General features: G+C 71.9%; 14 protein-coding genes. 7 read left to right on the top strand and 7 right to left on the bottom strand.

Annotated elements, in window-relative coordinates; all coding sequences use genetic code 11:
* Positions 1-63 precede the first annotated feature (63 nt).
* Positions 64-2,805: an EAL domain-containing protein gene (locus DEIGR_RS16750; protein ID WP_058979212.1), complete on the bottom strand. Its 2,742-nt coding sequence runs from the start codon at positions 2,803-2,805 to the stop codon at positions 64-66.
* Positions 2,806-3,104: 299 nt separating this feature from the next.
* Here DEIGR_RS16750 and DEIGR_RS16745 point away from each other — a divergent pair, with 299 nt between their 5' ends.
* Genes DEIGR_RS16745 through DEIGR_RS16725 form a run of 5 tightly spaced genes read left to right on the top strand, consistent with a single transcriptional unit; the run spans position 3,105 to position 8,742 of the window.
* The gene (locus DEIGR_RS16745) at positions 3,105-3,524 is read left to right on the top strand and encodes a response regulator (RefSeq protein ID WP_058979210.1); all 420 of its coding nucleotides are present in this window, start codon (positions 3,105-3,107) and stop codon (positions 3,522-3,524) included.
* Positions 3,502-4,113: a biliverdin-producing heme oxygenase gene (locus DEIGR_RS16740; protein WP_058979208.1), complete on the top strand. Its 612-nt coding sequence runs from the start codon at positions 3,502-3,504 to the stop codon at positions 4,111-4,113. Before DEIGR_RS16745 ends, DEIGR_RS16740 begins: the two co-directional genes overlap by 23 nt.
* Positions 4,110-6,410: an ATP-binding protein gene (locus DEIGR_RS16735; protein ID WP_058979207.1), complete on the top strand. Its 2,301-nt coding sequence runs from the start codon at positions 4,110-4,112 to the stop codon at positions 6,408-6,410. The genes DEIGR_RS16740 and DEIGR_RS16735 overlap by 4 nt, the downstream gene beginning before the upstream one ends.
* Positions 6,407-6,832, top strand: coding sequence for a response regulator (locus tag DEIGR_RS16730; RefSeq protein WP_058979205.1), 426 nt, complete (start codon positions 6,407-6,409; stop codon positions 6,830-6,832). The genes DEIGR_RS16735 and DEIGR_RS16730 overlap by 4 nt, the downstream gene beginning before the upstream one ends.
* Positions 6,829-8,742 carry an ATP-binding protein gene (locus DEIGR_RS16725; protein WP_058979203.1) on the top strand — a complete coding sequence of 638 codons (1,914 nt, stop codon included), beginning with the start codon at positions 6,829-6,831 and terminating at the stop codon, positions 8,740-8,742. The genes DEIGR_RS16730 and DEIGR_RS16725 overlap by 4 nt, the downstream gene beginning before the upstream one ends.
* Before the next feature lie 45 nt (positions 8,743-8,787).
* Here the strand turns inward: DEIGR_RS16725 and DEIGR_RS19880 are convergent.
* Both DEIGR_RS19880 and DEIGR_RS16715 read right to left on the bottom strand, forming a co-directional pair.
* Positions 8,788-9,790, bottom strand: a protein-coding gene (locus DEIGR_RS19880; protein ID WP_153013568.1) for an IS630 family transposase whose coding sequence is annotated in 2 segments (ribosomal slippage) — positions 8,788-9,318 and positions 9,320-9,790 — 1,002 coding nt in all. Because the reading frame shifts where the segments join, the coding sequence is not laid out codon by codon here.
* 168 nt (positions 9,791-9,958) lie between these two features.
* A complete protein-coding gene (locus DEIGR_RS16715; protein ID WP_058979201.1) occupies positions 9,959-11,593 on the bottom strand; it encodes a long-chain-fatty-acid--CoA ligase in 1,635 nt (544 codons plus the stop codon).
* Positions 11,594-11,893: 300 nt separating this feature from the next.
* Here DEIGR_RS16715 and DEIGR_RS16710 point away from each other — a divergent pair, with 300 nt between their 5' ends.
* Entirely contained in the window at positions 11,894-12,268 is a 375-nt protein-coding gene (locus tag DEIGR_RS16710) for an HU family DNA-binding protein (RefSeq protein ID WP_058979200.1), read from the top strand.
* A 137-nt stretch (positions 12,269-12,405) separates the two neighbouring features.
* Here DEIGR_RS16710 and DEIGR_RS16705 read toward each other — a convergent pair whose 3' ends face one another.
* Together DEIGR_RS16705 and DEIGR_RS16700 are read right to left on the bottom strand one after the other, a co-directional pair.
* On the bottom strand, positions 12,406-13,341 hold the full coding sequence (locus tag DEIGR_RS16705; protein WP_058979198.1) for a type I phosphomannose isomerase catalytic subunit: 936 nt from the start codon (positions 13,339-13,341) through the stop codon (positions 12,406-12,408).
* A 96-nt stretch (positions 13,342-13,437) separates the two neighbouring features.
* Entirely contained in the window at positions 13,438-13,740 is a 303-nt protein-coding gene (locus tag DEIGR_RS16700) for a GNAT family N-acetyltransferase (protein ID WP_058979197.1), read from the bottom strand.
* Positions 13,741-13,877: 137 nt separating this feature from the next.
* Here DEIGR_RS16700 and DEIGR_RS16695 point away from each other — a divergent pair, with 137 nt between their 5' ends.
* Complete coding sequence (locus tag DEIGR_RS16695; protein ID WP_058979195.1) at positions 13,878-14,150, top strand: metal-sensitive transcriptional regulator; 273 nt, start codon at positions 13,878-13,880, stop codon at positions 14,148-14,150.
* 25 nt (positions 14,151-14,175) lie between these two features.
* On the opposite strand, the gene DEIGR_RS16690 is transcribed toward DEIGR_RS16695, so the two are convergent.
* On the bottom strand, positions 14,176-15,135 hold the full coding sequence (locus DEIGR_RS16690; protein WP_058979194.1) for a PIG-L deacetylase family protein: 960 nt from the start codon (positions 15,133-15,135) through the stop codon (positions 14,176-14,178).
* Between the two features lie 42 nt (positions 15,136-15,177).
* Positions 15,178-15,918, bottom strand: coding sequence for a hypothetical protein (locus tag DEIGR_RS16685; RefSeq protein ID WP_058979192.1), 741 nt, complete (start codon positions 15,916-15,918; stop codon positions 15,178-15,180).
* Between the last annotated feature and the right edge of the window lie 45 nt (positions 15,919-15,963).

Genomic DNA, 15,963 nt, shown 5'->3' with positions numbered 1-15,963 from the left:
TTCTCATGCGGCGCGTGCCGGGCCTCGCAATTCGCACAGCTGTCCAGTGGTCCGGCGGGCTGGTCACGACACGTTCGGCCAGCCGTCCAGCGCGGCCCAGTCCGGGTCGGCGTGCGGGCGGCTGTACAGGTAGCCCTGGCCCAGGCTGCAGCCCATGCCGCGCAGGATCGCCTCGTGCGTGGCGGTCTCGATGCCCTCGGCGATCACCTCGACGTTCAGGCGCGCGGCGAGTTCCATGACGGCGCCGGTCAGGATCTGCTGGCGGACGTTGCCCTCGATGCCCCACACGAACGTCCGGTCGAGTTTCAGGTGATGGATGGGCAGGTGCTGCAGGACGCTCAGCGCGGAGTGCCCGGTGCCGAAGTCGTCCAGCGCCAGTCCGAAGCCCCACTCGCGCAGGGTGGTGAGGTGCCGGGCGGTCTGCTCGAGGTTCACCAGGGCGCCGCTCTCGGTGACCTCGAAGGTCAGGTGCTGCGCGGCGTCCGGGTGTTCGTGCATGAGGCAGTGCAGGCGGTCCATGAAGTCCGGGGCGTTCAGTTCGCTGGGCGAGAGGTTCACGGCGATGCGCAGCGGGCGGCGCAGGGTGACGCTGGCGCGCCGGGCCTCGCGCAGCGCCTCGCGCATGACGAGGTCGGTGATGACGTGAATCTGCCCGAGCTGTTCGGCCAGCGGGACGAACACGTCGGGCGGCACGCGGCCCGCCTCGGGGTCCTCCCAGCGGACGAGCGCCTCGGCCTTGACGACCTCGCCGGTGGTCAGGTCGATGATCGGCTGGTACTGCACCTGGAAGTCCCCGGTGGTCAGGGCGCGGCGCAGGGCGTTCTCGAGCTGCACACGGCGCCGCCGGTCCTCGAGGTGGCGGTCCTCGGCGGTCAGGAGGGCGCCCTCGGGCGCGACGGTCAGGGTGGTCTCGGCGGCGTGCAGGGCGGGCTGCACGGCCTCGTCGGACGGCCAGGGGCGGGCGCAGGCGCGCACGCGGGGAAAGACCGGCGGCTGGCGCTGGTCCAGGGTCAGGGGCGCGAGCAGTCCGGGACGCACGCGGGTTTCGGGGGCGGGCAGGACGAGCGCGAAGGTGTGGTCGTCCAGCTGGCCCAGCAGCAGCGCGTCGGGGTAGGTGGCGCGCAGCGCGCGGGTGAACGCCAGGGTCAGGTCGTCGGCGAGCGCGCCGTGCACGGCCCGCAGGTCGGTCACGTTCAGGCACTGCGTGACGATCAGGGTGCGGCCGGGCGTGGCGGGCAGCGTGGCGGCGAGGTCCTCGAAGTGCGCGCGGTTGGGCAGGGCCGTCAGGGGCGCGAAGCGCGTGACGCGCACGAGCTGCTCGTTCAGTTCGTGCTGGTCGGTCACGTCGCGGAACAGGTACAGCACGCCGCTCAGCTCGCCGTTGTGGTGGGTGGCCTGCGCGCGGCTGTGCAGCCACATGTGCCGTCCGTCGGGCCGCTCGACGTGCATGATCGACTGCGTGGAGCGGGCGGCGCCGCCCAGCAGCGCGCGGAAGTTCGGGCTGCGTCCGCCCAGGGGGCGGCCCTGCGTGTCGCGCACGGTGAGCGGCGCGAGCAGGTCCGCGAGGGTGGTCGCGGCCGCGCAGTGCTCGCCGAGCAGTTCGCCCACGCGGCCGTTGCGGGACAGGATGCGGCCGTCGGGGTCGAGCAGCAGCAGCGCCTCGTCCAGGGACTCGATGATCTCGGCGTGCTGCGTGGCGGTCCGCGCGAGTTCCTGCTGGGCGCGTTCGCGTTCGGTGACGTCGTTCATGGCGACGACCGCGCCGCTGACGGTGCCGTCCGCGCCGGTGACGGGCGTGGCGTTGCAGGTGACGATGCGGCGGCCCGCCGGGGTGTCGATGCCGATCAGGGCGTCGCGGACGACCTCGCCGGTCAGGGCGCGGTAGAGGGGCACCTCGTCCTGGCGCAGCAGGCGCGTGAACTGAGGGGTGTGCAGGCCGTACGTGGCGGCCCAGTCGGGCGCGAGCGTCCCGGTGGGTGGGCGGCGGTGTAGCCGCGCGGCGGCCGCGTTGTGCTGCGCGAGGCGCCCGTCGGCGTCGGCGATGACGATCTGGTCGTTCAGGCTGTCGAGCAGCGCCACGTGGAAGTCGCGTTCCGCCTGGAGTTCCGCGGTGCGTTCGGCGACCAGGGCCGTGAGGCGCTGCGCGCGGCGGTACTGGAGGTCGCCGAGCAGTCCGGCGGCGACGGTCAGGAACAGCGCGGCGGCCGTGCCGAGCGCCAGGGTGGGCAGGGTGTCGGTGGGGACGGGCGCCCCGGCGGGCAGCAGGGACGCGGCGGCCAGGGTGATCAGCGTGATCATCAGGCTCTGGCCCAGGGTGACGACGGCCAGCTGCGCGGCGCCGCTCAGGCCGGGCCGCCGGACCAGACTGGCGGCGGCCAGCGAGGTCAGGGCGCCCAGGGCGAACAGGGTCAGGACCTGCGGGGCGTGCGCGGTGGACAGCGGGACGGGGTAGCCGCTCAGCCCGGCGGCCTGGGTGGCGGTGACGCTGAGGATCAGCGCGCCCGTCACGCGCAGGGGCCGGTCGAGGACGTGGTGCCGGTACCACAGCAGGAAGCCCACGCTGATACCCACGCTGACCAGCCAGTGCAGGGCGGCGGTGGCGGGCGGGGCGGTCAGGTCCTGGGTGCGCAGCGTGACGACCTGCGCGCCCCACAGGCCCGAGCCGAGGATCACGCCGGCCAGGAGTTGCGTGCGGCGGGTCACTCCTCCGGCGAGCATCTGCGCGCGCGCCTGCACGCGGACGAGCGCGCCCGCGGCGAGGACCGTGAGCAGGCACAGCGTGAACGGTGGGAGAAACAGCTGCATGGTGAACCGTCCTGGGGCGGCGGGGAACGACGTGAGTCTGGGGGGGAAGGACTGGGTGGGTGGTCCGGGCCCGGTGGGGGCAGGATCGGTGCGGAACGGCGGCTGGGGCGGACAGCCTGGATTCTGGCATGGGCGCGGCGCGGGACCTGTGGAAATCCGACATGTGCCCCCTTCGGGGGAAGCCGGGCCCGCCTTCATTCGGCCTTGATCTTCAGGGCTTTTTCGTACGCCTGTCCTGTCTCACGTCTGTCCAACCCTGGTAGGCTCGCCGCACCGATGAATACGCGAGGATGCCCCCGATGACGACCGCCCCGCCGGAGGTTCTGAATGTCCTGCTGATCGACGACGACCCCGCCGACCGCCTGCTGGCCGAGGAGGCCTTCGCCGAACACGGCGCGACCGTCCGCGTGCGGACCTGCGAGGACGGCCCCAGCGCGCTGGCCGAACTCCGCGCCGGGACGCTGCCGGACGTGGTGATCCTGGACCTGAACATGCCGCGCATGAGCGGCTTCGACGTCATCCGCGAGATCCGCGCCTCCGCGGACCTGCGGCACCTGCCGGTCGTGATCCTGTCCACCAGCGACAGCGCGACCGACGTGGCCCGCGCGTACGACCTGCTGGCCAGTTCGTACATGGTCAAGAGTCGGGACTTCCCGGGGTTCGTGCAGCAGATCGACCGTTTCGTGCGGTTCTGGCATGACTGTCGATTCCGGCGCTGAGGGCCTCCTGGCGCGCCTGAAGCGCGAGACGCGCCCGCAGCACACCCGCGCCGAACAGGCCCTGGACCTGCTGCGGCCCACGCTGACCCGCGCGCAGTACGCGGCGCTGCTCGCCTGGCAGCGCGCCCGGCAGGCACCACTGGAAACGGCCCTGGAGAGCGTCCTGGGTGGAGCGCTGCCCGCGAGCGACTGGGCGGCCCTGGATCTGCCTGCGCGCCGCAAGACCCCCCTGCTGGACCTGGACCTGCGGGCGCTGGGGCACGCGCCGCACCCCGATCTCCCGCCGCCCGCGTGGCTGGCCGACGAGGCGGACGCCTGGGGCTGCGCGTACGTCCTCGAGGGCGCCACCCTCGGCGGGCAGGTCGTCACGCGGCACCTGCGCCGCGCGGGCTTCCCCGACGCGACCCTGCACTTCCACGCCAGTTACGGCGAGGCCGTCGGGCCGCGCTGGCGGACCTTCGGGACACTGCTGGACGCCCGTCACGCCGCCGCGGGCGACCCGGCCGAGTTCGCCACGCGGGCCGTGCAGGCCGCCAGACTGACCTTCGACCTGTTCACCCATCCTGACGCCCACACGGAGGCCTCATGACCCACGAACCAGCCCGCGTCACCGCGCTCGACGCCCCGGTGGACCTGACCAACTGCGACCGCGAACCGATTCACGTGCCGGGCGCGGTCCAGCCTCACGGGGCGCTCGTGGCGCTGCGCGGCGACCGGATCGTGCAGTTCAGCGCGAACGTCCCGGACCGGCTGGGCACCCCGGCGGGCGACCTGCTGGGCGCGACGCTGGACACGCTGCTCGAACCCGACCTCGCCGCGCAGGTGAACGGGGCGCTGGCGTCCGGCGAACTGGACCGCAACCCGCTGTTCCTGCTGACCGCGCCCGTCCGGGACCGCGGTCCCTTCGACCTGACCGCGCACCGCCTGGACGACCTGACCGTGCTGGAATTCGAACCGCTGCCCGGCGCGCTGGTGCATGCCGACGCGTACACGCTGGTGCGCGGCACGCTGGCCCGCATGAACGCCGCGCCGGACCTGGCGCGGTTCGTCGAGGTCGCCGCGCAGGACATCCAGGCGCTGACCGGCTTTGACCGCGTGATGGTGTACCAGTTCGCGGACGACGGGACCGGCACGGTGATCGCCGAACGCTGCGCGCCGGGCATGACGCCGTACCTGGGGCTGCGCTACCCCGCGTCGGACATTCCCAAGCAGGCGCGGGCGCTGTACGTGCTGAACATGCTGCGGATCATCACGGACGTGAACTACGACCCGGCCCCCATGCTGGCCCAGCCGGGCGAGGCGGCGCTGGACATGAGTTACTGCGTGCTGCGCAGCGTCTCGCCCATTCACCTGGAATACCTGCGGAACATGGGCGTCGGGGCGTCCATGAGCATCAGCCTGCTGCGCGGCCCCGAACTGTGGGGCCTGATCGCCTGCCACCACAACACCCCGCGCGCCCTGAGCCCGAACGTCCGCGCGGCCTGCGAACTGATCGGGCAGGTGGCCAGCGTGCAGCTCAGCGCGTGGCAGGAAAAGCAGGACCAGTCGTACCAGCTGCACCTGAAAGCCGCGCAGTCGCAGCTGATGGAACGCCTGGCGCACACCCCGGACCTCCTGGAAGCGCTCGTCGGGCAGGACTCCAGACTGCTGGACTTCGTGGACGCCGGCGGCGCCGCCGTGTGCCTGGACGGGCAGGTGATCCGGCTGGGCCGCACGCCGGACCCCGAGCAGCTGCGCGCCCTGCAGGACTGGCTGCGCACCCAGCCCGACAGCGAGGTGCTGCACACCCACTCGCTGGGCGAACTGTTTCCGGCGGCGTCCGCGTACGCCGAGTCGGCCAGCGGGCTGCTGGCGGTGCAACTCTCACGCCTGCGGGGGGACTACGTCATGTGGTTCCGACCGGAGGAACTGCAGACCGTCGCGTGGGGCGGCGATCCGAACAAACCGGCCGAGGTGGCGCAGGACGGCAGCGCCCGCCTGAGCCCCCGGCGGTCCTTCGAGGCGTGGCAGCAGACGGTCCGCGGCCGCAGCGCCCCGTGGCTGACCGAGGAGATCTCAGCGGCGCGGACGCTGCGCCGGGCGCTGCTGAGCCTGGTGCTGCGCCGCGCGGAGGAACTGCGCGACCTGAACGAGGGCCTGACGCGCAGCAACCAGGAACTCGAGCGCAGCAACGCCGACCTGGACGCCTTCGCGTACATCGCCAGTCACGACCTGAAAGAGCCCCTGCGCGGCCTGCACAACTACTCGGTGTTCCTGCTGGAAGCCTACGCGCAGCAGCTCGACGAGGACGGCGTGGCGAAACTGAACACGCTGGTGCGGCTCACGCAGCGCATGGACGACCTGATCGACTCGCTGCTGCTGTACTCGCGGGTGGGGCGCGTGGACCTGAACGTCCGCGACACCGACCTGAACGACGTGCTGGCCGACGTGCTGGACATCCTGTCCGCGCGGTTCGAGCAGGCCGGGGCCGAGGTCACGCGCGGCGCCCTGCCGACCCTGCCCGTGGACCGCGTGCGGGTGGGCGAGGTCCTGAACAACCTCGTGTCGAACGCCGTGAAGTACAACGACAAACCGCCCCGGATCGAGGTGGGCGCCCTGCCTCCCGGCGAGCGCGGCGACCTGATCGTCCCCGAGGGCGTGCCGGACCAGGCGTGGGTGCTGTTCGTGCGGGACAACGGCATCGGCATCCGCGACCGGCACTTCGAGAACATCTTCCGGATCTTCAAGCGCCTGCACGGCCGCGACCAGTACGGCGGCGGGACCGGCGCTGGCCTGACCATCGTGAAGAAGATCATCGAGCGGCACGGCGGGCAGATCTGGCCGGTCAGCGCGGTCGGTGAGGGCACCACCTTCTACTTCACGCTGCAGGGCGGCGAGGTCGCGTGAGCGAACACCGGCTGCTGATCGTCGAGGACAGCGACGAGGACTTCCAGGCGATCCAGTGGGCGCTGGGACGCCTGGAGCGCACGCTGCCGCTGGACCGCTGCGTGAACGGCGACGACGCCATCGACTGGCTCAGCGCGCCGCCGCACTGGCCCAGCCTGGTCCTGCTGGACCTGAACCTGCCTGGCACGGACGGCCGGGAGGTGCTGGGCGCCCTGCGGGCCGACCCGCGCACCCGGACGCTGCCGGTCGTGGTGCTGTCCACCTCCGCCAGCGAGCGGGACGTGAACGAGTGCTACGCGCTGGGCGCCAACAGCTACCTGACCAAACCCGTGAACTTCACGCAGTTCACCGATCAGCTGCGCCGCACGCTGGACTTCTGGCTGGACGCCGCGCAGCTCCCGAACCGGGCGGAGGGCGCGTGACGCGCGCCCTGCACGTCCTGGTCGTGGACGACAGCCCGGAGGACACCGCCACGTACCTGCGGTACCTGCGCGGCTGGCCCGACTGGCAGGTGACGATCAGTCAGGCCAGCCTGGGCGAGGAGGCCGCCGGGATGCTGCGCGGCACCGTGCCGGACCTGATCCTGCTCGATTACCAGCTGCCGGACATGACCGGCATCGAATTCCTGCAGGAGGTCCGCCCGGACTGCGCGGTGGTCGTCCTGACCGGCGTCGGCGACGAGGAGATCGCCGTGCAGGCCATGCGGGCCGGCGCGCAGGACTACCTCGTCAAGGGCCGACTGACGCCCGACACGCTGCGCCGCTCGGCCCTCTCGGCGCTGAACACCCACGGGCTCAGCCGGGCGCTGGAGAAGGCCAGCACGCAGCAGGCGGCGCTGCTGCGCAGCATCACCGACGGGGTGCTGCTCGTGGACGCCCCGCTGACCATCGTGAACCTCAACCCGGCCGCGCGGCAGCTGCTCGGCGCGGACGACCTGAGTGCCGGGACGCCACTGCTGCGGCTGGACTGGCTGAACGGCACGGCCCTCCCGGACGTCCTGCGGGGCGGAGCGGGCGGCAGCGCGGACCTCCTGACGCCGCAGGGCCGCTGGCTGCACGCCCGCGTGTTCCCCGCCGAGGGCGGGCAGACGGTGTACCTGTACGACGACACCGCCCGGCGGGAGATCGAGACCCGCGAACGCGAACACGCCCGGCAGCTCAACGGACTGTACGCCCTGGCCGCCACCCTGAACGCCGCCCGGACCCGCCGCGAGGTGCAGCGCGCCGCGCGGGACGCCGCGCCGGACCTGCTGAACAGCGACGCGCTGCTGCTGCTGCCCGGCGAGCCCCTCCCCGAGTCGCTCTCCGCACTCCAGGACGCGGCGCTGCTGGGCCACCTGCGCGGCGCGCCGGGCAGCGCCGCGCAGATCGGCGGCTGGCACGTCACCCCCCTGACACACGACGGGGACCCGGTGGGCACCCTGCTGCTGCGCGGCACCGGCGACACGCCCGGCCCGCTCAGCCCGACCTTCACGCAGCTGCTGCACACCGCGCTCGTCCGCGCCGCGCTGCTCGAACGCGTGCAGCGCGACCGCGACACCCTGGAAGAGCGGGTGCTGGGCCGCACCGCCGCACTCGAACGCAGCAACCGCGACCTGGAACAGTTCGCGCACGTCGCCAGTCACGACCTGAAAGAACCGCTGCGGACCATCGGGTCGTTCACGCAGCTGCTGCAGGGCCGGTACGGACCGCACCTGGACGCCCGGGCTCAGCGGTACATGGAGATCATCGTGGACGGCGCCCAGCGCATGTCCACCCTGATCGACGACGTGCTCGCCATCAGCCGCCTGCACGCCCGCGCCACCCCACCCACCCGCACGGACCTGAACGTCCTCGTGCGGGACGTCCTGACGCAACTCCAGGCGCTGCTGGACGAGACCGGCGGGCAGGTGGAGGTCGGGCCGCTGCCCACCCTGACGCTCAACCCCACGCAGTTCACGCAGCTGTTCCTGAACCTGATCGGCAACGCCCTGAAGTTCGGTCGGCCGGGCGTGCCGCCCCGCGTGCGCCTGAGCGCCGCGCAGGTCGGCAACACGTGGCATTTCACGCTTCTCGACAACGGCATCGGCGTGCCCGCCGAGTACGCCGAGCGGGTGTTCGTGATCTTCCAGCGGCTGCACACCCGCGACCAGTACGCCGGGAACGGCATCGGACTGGCCCTGTGCCGCCGGATCGTCGAGGCCCGCGGGGGCCGCATCTGGCTCGAGCCGCCGCCGGGCGACGGCACCGAACTTCATTTTATCCTGCCCGAACAGCCCCCCCACGCCGACCCGGACCTCCCCAGCGTCACGCCGCCRCAGCCCCTGCCGGACCTCCCCCACCGGCCGGACTGACCGCCGGATTCAGAGGTCGCTGTTATTGATTCCTGCGCAACTGGGTCACAGCCGAGCTCCATGCAGGAGGCGCCTTGGAAGCTCAGCCGCTCGCACTTTCCGCCACGCCACGGGCAATCGGGCCTTCAACGTCTGAAGATCTGACGGGCAGAAGTTCGCGAGGACATGCTGCTTCACATACGCCCACACCGGCTCAATCGGATTCAGTTCAGGCGCGTATGGCGGGAAGTACACCACCGACAATCGAGGTTCAGCTGCAACGAAGGCGCCCAGCGCCTTCGTCTTGTGAATGCGGGCGTTATCGAGCAGTACCGTGATCGATCCAGAAATGTGACGCAACAGATGCGACAGAAACGACAGGACGTGTGCGCCGTTGATCGACGCTGGATGCGTGTGTTGCAGAAACTGTCCCGTCGTGGCGATCGCTCCAATCGTCGACACGCTGTCCCAGCGGTACTTGGACACCAACACGGGCGTCTGACCACAGGGGGCCCAGGTGCGGGTCACGGTGGGCTTCAAGCTGAAGCCCACCTCATCGATGAAGACGAGTGTTTCTCCGGCCTCAACTTTTTTTTTCCAACTCGGGCACCGTGGTGTCCACCCAGGTGACGAGGGCCTCCTGATCCTGTTCTCGTGCCCGCCTCATCGGTTTCTGTGGTGTGAATCCCCACTGCCGTAAGAGCCGACTGAGGTGATCGACGTCGTACCACACGTCGTAGGTCTGGCCGATCAGCTCGCGCACCTGTGGGCACGTCCAGCGGGCATTCGGGGCCTGCGCGGGGCCCGGCCCCGCGCTGAGGATCGTCATGATCTGGGCGATCTGAGCGTCTGTCAGTCGTGGTGTGCGGCCTGGAGCAATGGTGGCTTCAAGAGAGCCCTGTGTGCGCAGACGTTGTCGCCATCGTCGAACGGCACTGCTGCTGACGCCGCACCGTTCGGCGATCTGGGTGGAGCTGAGCTCCCCTGCGCGGAGATACGGCTCAGCGAACAGTCGCCGTTCTTCCATCTGTTCGCGGGTCCACCGGGTGGGTTGCCAGGCTGGCGGCATGCCCTCATCGTACCCCTCTCGTTACGCTCCAACGCAGGAATCAATAACTGCGTCAAGACCTCCGGATCGGGCGGACCTCAAGCGCAGCGCCGCAGCGCGAGCACCTCAGGACAGCGAGCGGTTGGCCGTGGAGCCCCGGGCGTGCCCCTGGCGCCGGGGAGGTTCGGGTCAGGCCATCGCGGCGCGGGCGGCTTCCTGCAACTGACGCCACGCGACCTTCCCGGTCGGGCTGCGCGGGAGGCTTTCGACGAACTGCCAGTCGCGCGGGACCTTGTAGGTGGCCATCTGTTCACGCGCCCAGCCTTCCAGTTCGGCGGGCGTGGCGCTCGCGCCGGGGCGCAGGACGACCAGCGCGCGGGCACGTTCGCCGCTGCGGTCGTCCGGGACGCTGATCACGCAGGCTTCCTGGATGGCGGGGTGGGCGTGCAGCTGGTTTTCGACCTCGGCGGGCCAGACCTTCATGCCGGACACGTTCACCATGCGCTTGAGCCGGTCGGCGAAGTAGAAGTACCCCTCGTCGTCCATGTAGCCCAGGTCGCCGGTGCGGAAGAAGCGTTCGCCGCCGATCTCGGTGAAGGCCTCGGCAGTCGCGTCGGGGCGGTTCCAGTAGCCCTGCATGACCTGCGGGCCGCGCAGGACGATCTCGCCGGTCTCTCCGACCGGCAGTTCCCGGCCGCTGTCGAGGTCCACGATGCGGGCGTCCACGTTGAACAGCGGCACGCCCAGACACTGGAGTTTCTGGCGGCCCTTGGGGTTGCTGTGCGACTGCGCCATGGTCTCGGACAGCCCGTAGCCTTCGAGGAACAGGATGCCGGTCTGGTCCAGCAGGCGCTGCCCGACGGCCGCCGGGAGGCTGGCGCCGCCGCCCGTGACGTTGCGCAGCGAGCGCAGGTCCGCCGGGTCGAAGTTCGGGGAGGCCATCAGGTCGATGACCATGGTGGGTGTGTTCGTCCAGAGGGTCACGGTGTGGTCGCGGATGATGGTGCGGGCGGCGTCGCGGTCCCAGCGGGACATGATCACGACCTGCGCGCCGATACTCAGGGCGCTCATGAGGCTGTTGATGAAGCCGGTGACGTGGAAGAACGGCAGGGCCGCCAGGAACACGTCCTCGACGTTGCCGTCCACCCACGCGCCGGCGCCGAAGACGTTCGCCTGCACGCTGCGGTGCGTGTGCATGCAGCCCTTGGGCAGGCCGGTGGTGCCGCTGGTGTACGGCATGATGCACAGGTCGTCGGCCGTGACGGGCGCTTCCGGTGCAGGCACGGCCTGCAGTGCGGTCTCCAGGGTCACGTCGTCGCCGTGCAGTTCGGGGGTGACGTCCAGGCCGTCCGGGATGGGCACGCCGGGGGTGGCGTGCGCGCCGCGCATGACGTTCGCGACGACCGCGTGGCCCAGCCCGGCCTGCCGGGCGCGGTCGTACAGTTCCGCGCCGACCACGCCGGTGCGGATCCCGGCGTCCTGCAGGAAGAAGCCGAATTCGCGGGCCTGGAGCATGGGGGCGAGGGGCACGACGACCGCACCGAGCTGCCACGCGGCGAACGCGGCGATGGCCCATTCGGGGCTGTTCTGCATCCAGACGGCCACGCGGTCGCCGCGCTGCACGCCGCGCGCGGCGAGGTGCCCGGCGAGGCGGGTGGCCTGCTCGTGCAGCTGCGCGTACGTCCAGGTGCGGCCGTAGTGCCACAGGGCGACGCGGTCCGGGTAGCGTTCGGCGCTGACACGCAGGTTGTGCATGACGCCGGTGCGGGGCAGGGTCAGGGTGCGCGGCTTGCCTTCGGGCCAGTAACGGGCAGTCTGGGTCATGCGGGAGTACCTCCGGTGGTGAGGACGAACCGGGCCGCCTGCACGGCTGAGGTGGAGGTGGCCCGCGTGAATTGTGGATGGCCGGAGCATAGCGCGAAACCGGTTCCCGGGAAGGACGACCTGCGCCGCGCCCCCCCCGGCGGAGGGCATCCCGGGGTTTCGCCGTGCTGCACGCGAGAATTAAGGATTCCACACCAGACGCGTCCCAGACGACGTTTTTCACCGCAAAGGCAGGGGAAGTTCGTGCTGGAGGGCATTCCCCGGCCCCCTCCCCCCTTCCCAAGCGCTCCGGCTTATGTCATGCTGCTCACCATGACGAAAAAGTCTGCGAAAGCCCCCGCCAAGAAGCCCGCTGCCAAGGCCGCTCCCGCCGCCAAGGCCGCCCCCAAGGCCGAGAGCAGCAAGGTCGCCAAGACCCAGCTCGTGGAAATGGTCGCCGATAAGACCGGCCTGACCAAGAAGCAGAGCGAGGAAGCCGTCAGCGCCATGCTGGACGTCGTCGTGAGCGCCATCAAGGGCGGCCAGAGCGTCGGCCTGCCCGGCCTGGGCACCCTGAGCGTCAAGGCCACCGCTGCCCGCACCGGCGTGAAGCCCGGCACCAGCGAGAAGATCCAGATTCCCGCCGGCAAGAAAGTGGCCTTCAAGGTCGCCAGCACCCTCAAGGGCAACCTGTAATCCACGCCTGAGTGGTGGGGGCCGCGCCGCACAGGCGCGGCCCCCTTCTGCTGCGCCCCGGGCGCCACGGCAGCGGACCGGCAGTCGCCGGCGCACCGACGACCGCGTGTCCCGGCGCAGCAGGCGCGGCGTGGCGATCAGGGCGTGGCGATCAGGGCGCGGCCTTCCCCCGTCAGGGTCACCGCGCCCGCCGAGGCGGGGACGAGGACCGTCCCGAACGTCCCGACCTCCAGCGTCTGCCCCGCGGCGTGGAGCGTCAGGGTGCCCTGGACCACCGTCACCAGTCCGAACGACCCGCGCAGATCCACCTGTTCGCCGCCCCGCGCGCCCACCAGCGTGAATTCCGGGCAGCTCACCAGGGTTCCCACGCCGCCGGTCTGCGTCGCCGCGTGCCAGTCGCCGCGCAGGTCCGCGCGGGTGACCGCCACGGACTCCTCGAGGTGCAGCGCGCGCCCGGCGCTGGCCGGACGGTCCCAGTCGTACACGCGGTAGGTCGTGTCGCTCGCCTGCTGCACCTCGTACAGCAGCAGCCCCGGCCCCAGCGCGTGCAGCGTGCCCGCCGGGATGAACAGCGTGTCGCCCACCTCGGGCCGCGCCCGCTCGCTGACGTCCAGGATGCCGCCGTGCCGGATGGCGCCCGCCAGGGCCTCGGGGGTGGTGCCGGGCGTGACGCCCGCCAGCAGTTCCGCGCCCGGCTCGACGTGCAGGAAGTGCCACGCCTCGGTCTTGCCGCGCTCGCCGGGCCCGACCATCGCCCGGGCCTGCGCGTCGTTCGGGTGGACCTGCACGCTCAGCCAGTCGCGGCAGTCGAGCAGTTTGATCAGCAGCGGGAACCCCGCGTCCGGCTGGCCGTGACGGCCCAGCAGGTCCTGCGGATGCGCGCGCATCAGTCCCTCGACGGTCTGCCCGGCGAGGGGGCCGTCCGTGACGACGCTGCGCCCGTCGGCGATCCACGCCTCACCGATGGGCGTGCCGCCGACCGGCGGGGCGAGGCGGTCGCCGCCCCACACGCGGGCGTGGTACCGGGGGGCCAGGGGCAACAGCGCAGGCAAGGCAGCAGGGGGCACGGTCATCGTGCCAGCATAAGCTGCCCGTCCGCAACTGGCGGTGCGGTTCAGCTGGGCCGGGGGTCAGGCCGGACGGGGGGCGCGGCGCAGAACGTCAGGGGGTCACAGGCCGAACACGGCCCGCTGCTGCGGGTGGATCAGGTCGTTGTACTCCGGGTGACGGCGGATGTACGCCGCGATAAAGGGACACATGGGCAGCACCAGTTTTCCCTGCGCGCGGATGTCGTCCAGCGCGGCGCGGGCCAGCTGGCTGCCGAGCCCCTCGCCCTCGTGGCCTTCCTCGACCTCGGTGTGGGGCAGCATGACGGCGTTCCCGACCGGGCGGAACTCCGCGAAGCCCAGCGTGCGGTCCCCGTCGGTCAGTTCGTAGCGTTGCGTGTCGTCGTTGCGGCGCACCTGTGTCATGCCCGTCATGGTGCACGTCCGCGCAGTCCGGGCGCCTTGACCGGACCTTCACGCGCGCCGGCGCACGGCAGGCGTCGCCGGGCAGGCGGGTCAGGCTCGTCAGGGCATACGCCGGGGCGGTATGCTGGGCGCACGACATGAGCGACGCCGCCCCCGCCCTGACCGACACCGACACCCGCGTCCTGCTGCGCCTGCGCCGCATCGAGGGTCAGGTACGCGGCCTGCAGCGCATGATCGAGGAGGGCCGCGACTGCCACGACATCCTGACGCAACTGTCCGGCGTGCGCAGCGCCCTGGACGCCGCCGGGGAGCAGATTCTCGAGCAGTACGCCGCCGGGTGCCGCGCCCGCCCCGGCGAGGCGATCACCCCGCAGGACGTCGTGCGGGCCGTGAAACTCCTGCGCCGCTAGCGTCCCGGGCGCGGTACCCCTGCGCTCAGCGCGCGGTGTCCGAGGGGCTGAGCAGTTCGTTGCGCCGCTCGAACGCCCGCATGAAGCGGCCCAGCACCTCGGTCTGCGTGCCGTACGCGTTGACCGCGCGGGTCTTGACCGCCAGATCCTCCGCATCCAGCGGCACCCGCTGCCACGGCAGGTGCCGGGCCAGCGGCGGCGGAACCAGCGGCAGGGCCGGGTGCGCGCCCTTGGGCAGCGGCCACTCCAGGCCGCCGTGCACCACCCAGTAGCGCAGGCGACCTTGCAGGCCCAGCCGCGCCGCGATCCGCTGCGCGAACAGCGTCAGGGTGTGATGATCCGGATGGAAGTCCTCGTGGGCGGGAATGAGGATCACATCGGGCTGCATGCGGCGCAGGACGCGCGTCAGGTCCGCCTCCAGCGCCTCGCCGGTGAAGGGCGCGCCGGGCGTCTGCGCCTCGCGCAGATACGTGGCTGACGCCCCGGTCCGCGGGGACGTGTAGGGCCGGTCGAAGTTCACGCCGTTCAGGAAGCGCAGGCCCCCGTCCGGGTAGCCCAGGACCACCTGATGGTCCAGTGGGATGCCCAGCACGACGGCGGCCGCGCGGGCCTCCCCGACGCGCCGCTCGCCCAGCGCCCGCCCCTGCGGGTGCAGGGTCCGTTCGGTCAGGGCCGCGTCGAACTCGAAGCCGTCCCCGGCGGTGATCCAGGTGACGAACACCTCGGCGCCCGCCGCGCGCGCCCGGTTCAGCATGCCCGCGCAGCACAGCGTCTCGTCGTCGGGGTGCGGCGAGAGCAGCAGCACCCGCTGCCCCGACCGGAACGCCGGGGCGACCGGCAGGGCCGCCACCGCGCGCGCCTCGCGGCCCGTCACGCCGGGAATCGGCTCGTTGATCCACGCGGCCAGCCCCAGCAGGACCAGCAGCGTCGCGGGCAGGGTCCAGCGGGGCAGGGGGCGGGGCGGCGCGCGGCGCGGGCGGGTCATCACCGGGGAGTGTAGCGGTCAGCGGGCCGCCTGTTCAGGCCTTCAGTGTCCGTCGTGGCTGCCGTCCGTGTGACCGTCCGTGTGGGTGTCGCCGTGGGCCTCGTCGTGGGCGGGTGCCGTCACGGGCGTGGGGACCCGCTGGGCAGCGGTTGCGGAGGTCGTGGAGTCCGGCGTCGTGGTGGGGACGGGCGCGGCCGGGACCGTCTCCGGCGTGGTGGCGGAGGTGGCGGCTGGCGCGGCGGCGGAGTGGTCGGCGGACCCGGCGCTGGATCCGTGGGCGTGTCCGGTCTGGGTCGGCTGGCCGAGGGCGCGGGCGGCGGTGGTCAGTCCGGCGAACAGCAGCGCGGCGGCGGCGACCGTGCCGCCCACGACACGCGGCAGCTTGCTGCTCAGCTGGACACCCTCGCGCGCCAGAAAGGCCAGCAGGGCCAGGACCAGCCCGGCGGGGATCAGGGCGGCGGAGTACGCCGGGTTGTCCAGGAAGTGCTGCACGCCCCCGGTGACCATGCCGATGCCGACCGGCAGCACGAAGGACACCAGCAGGAAGCGCGGGAGGTTCGCGGGGCGCGCGGCCCGGCGCAGTACGAACTCCTGGAGGTCGTTCACGGCGGTGAAGCACACGACGCCCAGCACGGCCAGCCCGAGGTCGTAGGGGACGTGTTCGCCCAGGCCCAGGTGGACGATGCCGCCCGCGATGAAGCTGGTGGAGGCCAGCGTCAGGAAGGCGGCGAGGAAGGGTAGCAGCAGGTGGCGGCGCACGGAGGTGGGGGCGGGGGGGCTCATCGCCGTGGACGGGAGCGGGTCTCCACAACGATGCGATCAAGCGCG

The sequence above is a fragment of the Deinococcus grandis genome, assembly GCF_001485435.1.
Lineage (GTDB): Bacteria > Deinococcota > Deinococci > Deinococcales > Deinococcaceae > Deinococcus > Deinococcus grandis.
This window is presented reverse-complemented; position numbering and strand designations above follow the sequence as displayed.

Bases quoted from the DNA above. Each gene is read 5' to 3' on its own strand.
- DEIGR_RS16750 (WP_058979212.1), bottom strand. From the start codon at position 2,805: ATGCAGCTGTTTCTCCCACCGTTCACGCTGTGCCTGCTCACGGTCCTC.
- DEIGR_RS16745 (WP_058979210.1), top strand. From the start codon at position 3,105: ATGACGACCGCCCCGCCGGAGGTTCTGAATGTCCTGCTGATCGACGAC.
- DEIGR_RS16740 (WP_058979208.1), top strand. From the start codon at position 3,502: ATGACTGTCGATTCCGGCGCTGAGGGCCTCCTGGCGCGCCTGAAGCGC.
- DEIGR_RS16735 (WP_058979207.1), top strand. From the start codon at position 4,110: ATGACCCACGAACCAGCCCGCGTCACCGCGCTCGACGCCCCGGTGGAC.
- DEIGR_RS16715 (WP_058979201.1), bottom strand. From the start codon at position 11,593: ATGACCCAGACTGCCCGTTACTGGCCCGAAGGCAAGCCGCGCACCCTG.
- DEIGR_RS16710 (WP_058979200.1), top strand. From the start codon at position 11,894: ATGCTGCTCACCATGACGAAAAAGTCTGCGAAAGCCCCCGCCAAGAAG.
- DEIGR_RS16705 (WP_058979198.1), bottom strand. From the start codon at position 13,341: ATGACCGTGCCCCCTGCTGCCTTGCCTGCGCTGTTGCCCCTGGCCCCC.
- DEIGR_RS16700 (WP_058979197.1), bottom strand. From the start codon at position 13,740: ATGACACAGGTGCGCCGCAACGACGACACGCAACGCTACGAACTGACC.
- DEIGR_RS16695 (WP_058979195.1), top strand. From the start codon at position 13,878: ATGAGCGACGCCGCCCCCGCCCTGACCGACACCGACACCCGCGTCCTG.
- DEIGR_RS16690 (WP_058979194.1), bottom strand. From the start codon at position 15,135: ATGACCCGCCCGCGCCGCGCGCCGCCCCGCCCCCTGCCCCGCTGGACC.
- DEIGR_RS16685 (WP_058979192.1), bottom strand. From the start codon at position 15,918: ATGAGCCCCCCCGCCCCCACCTCCGTGCGCCGCCACCTGCTGCTACCC.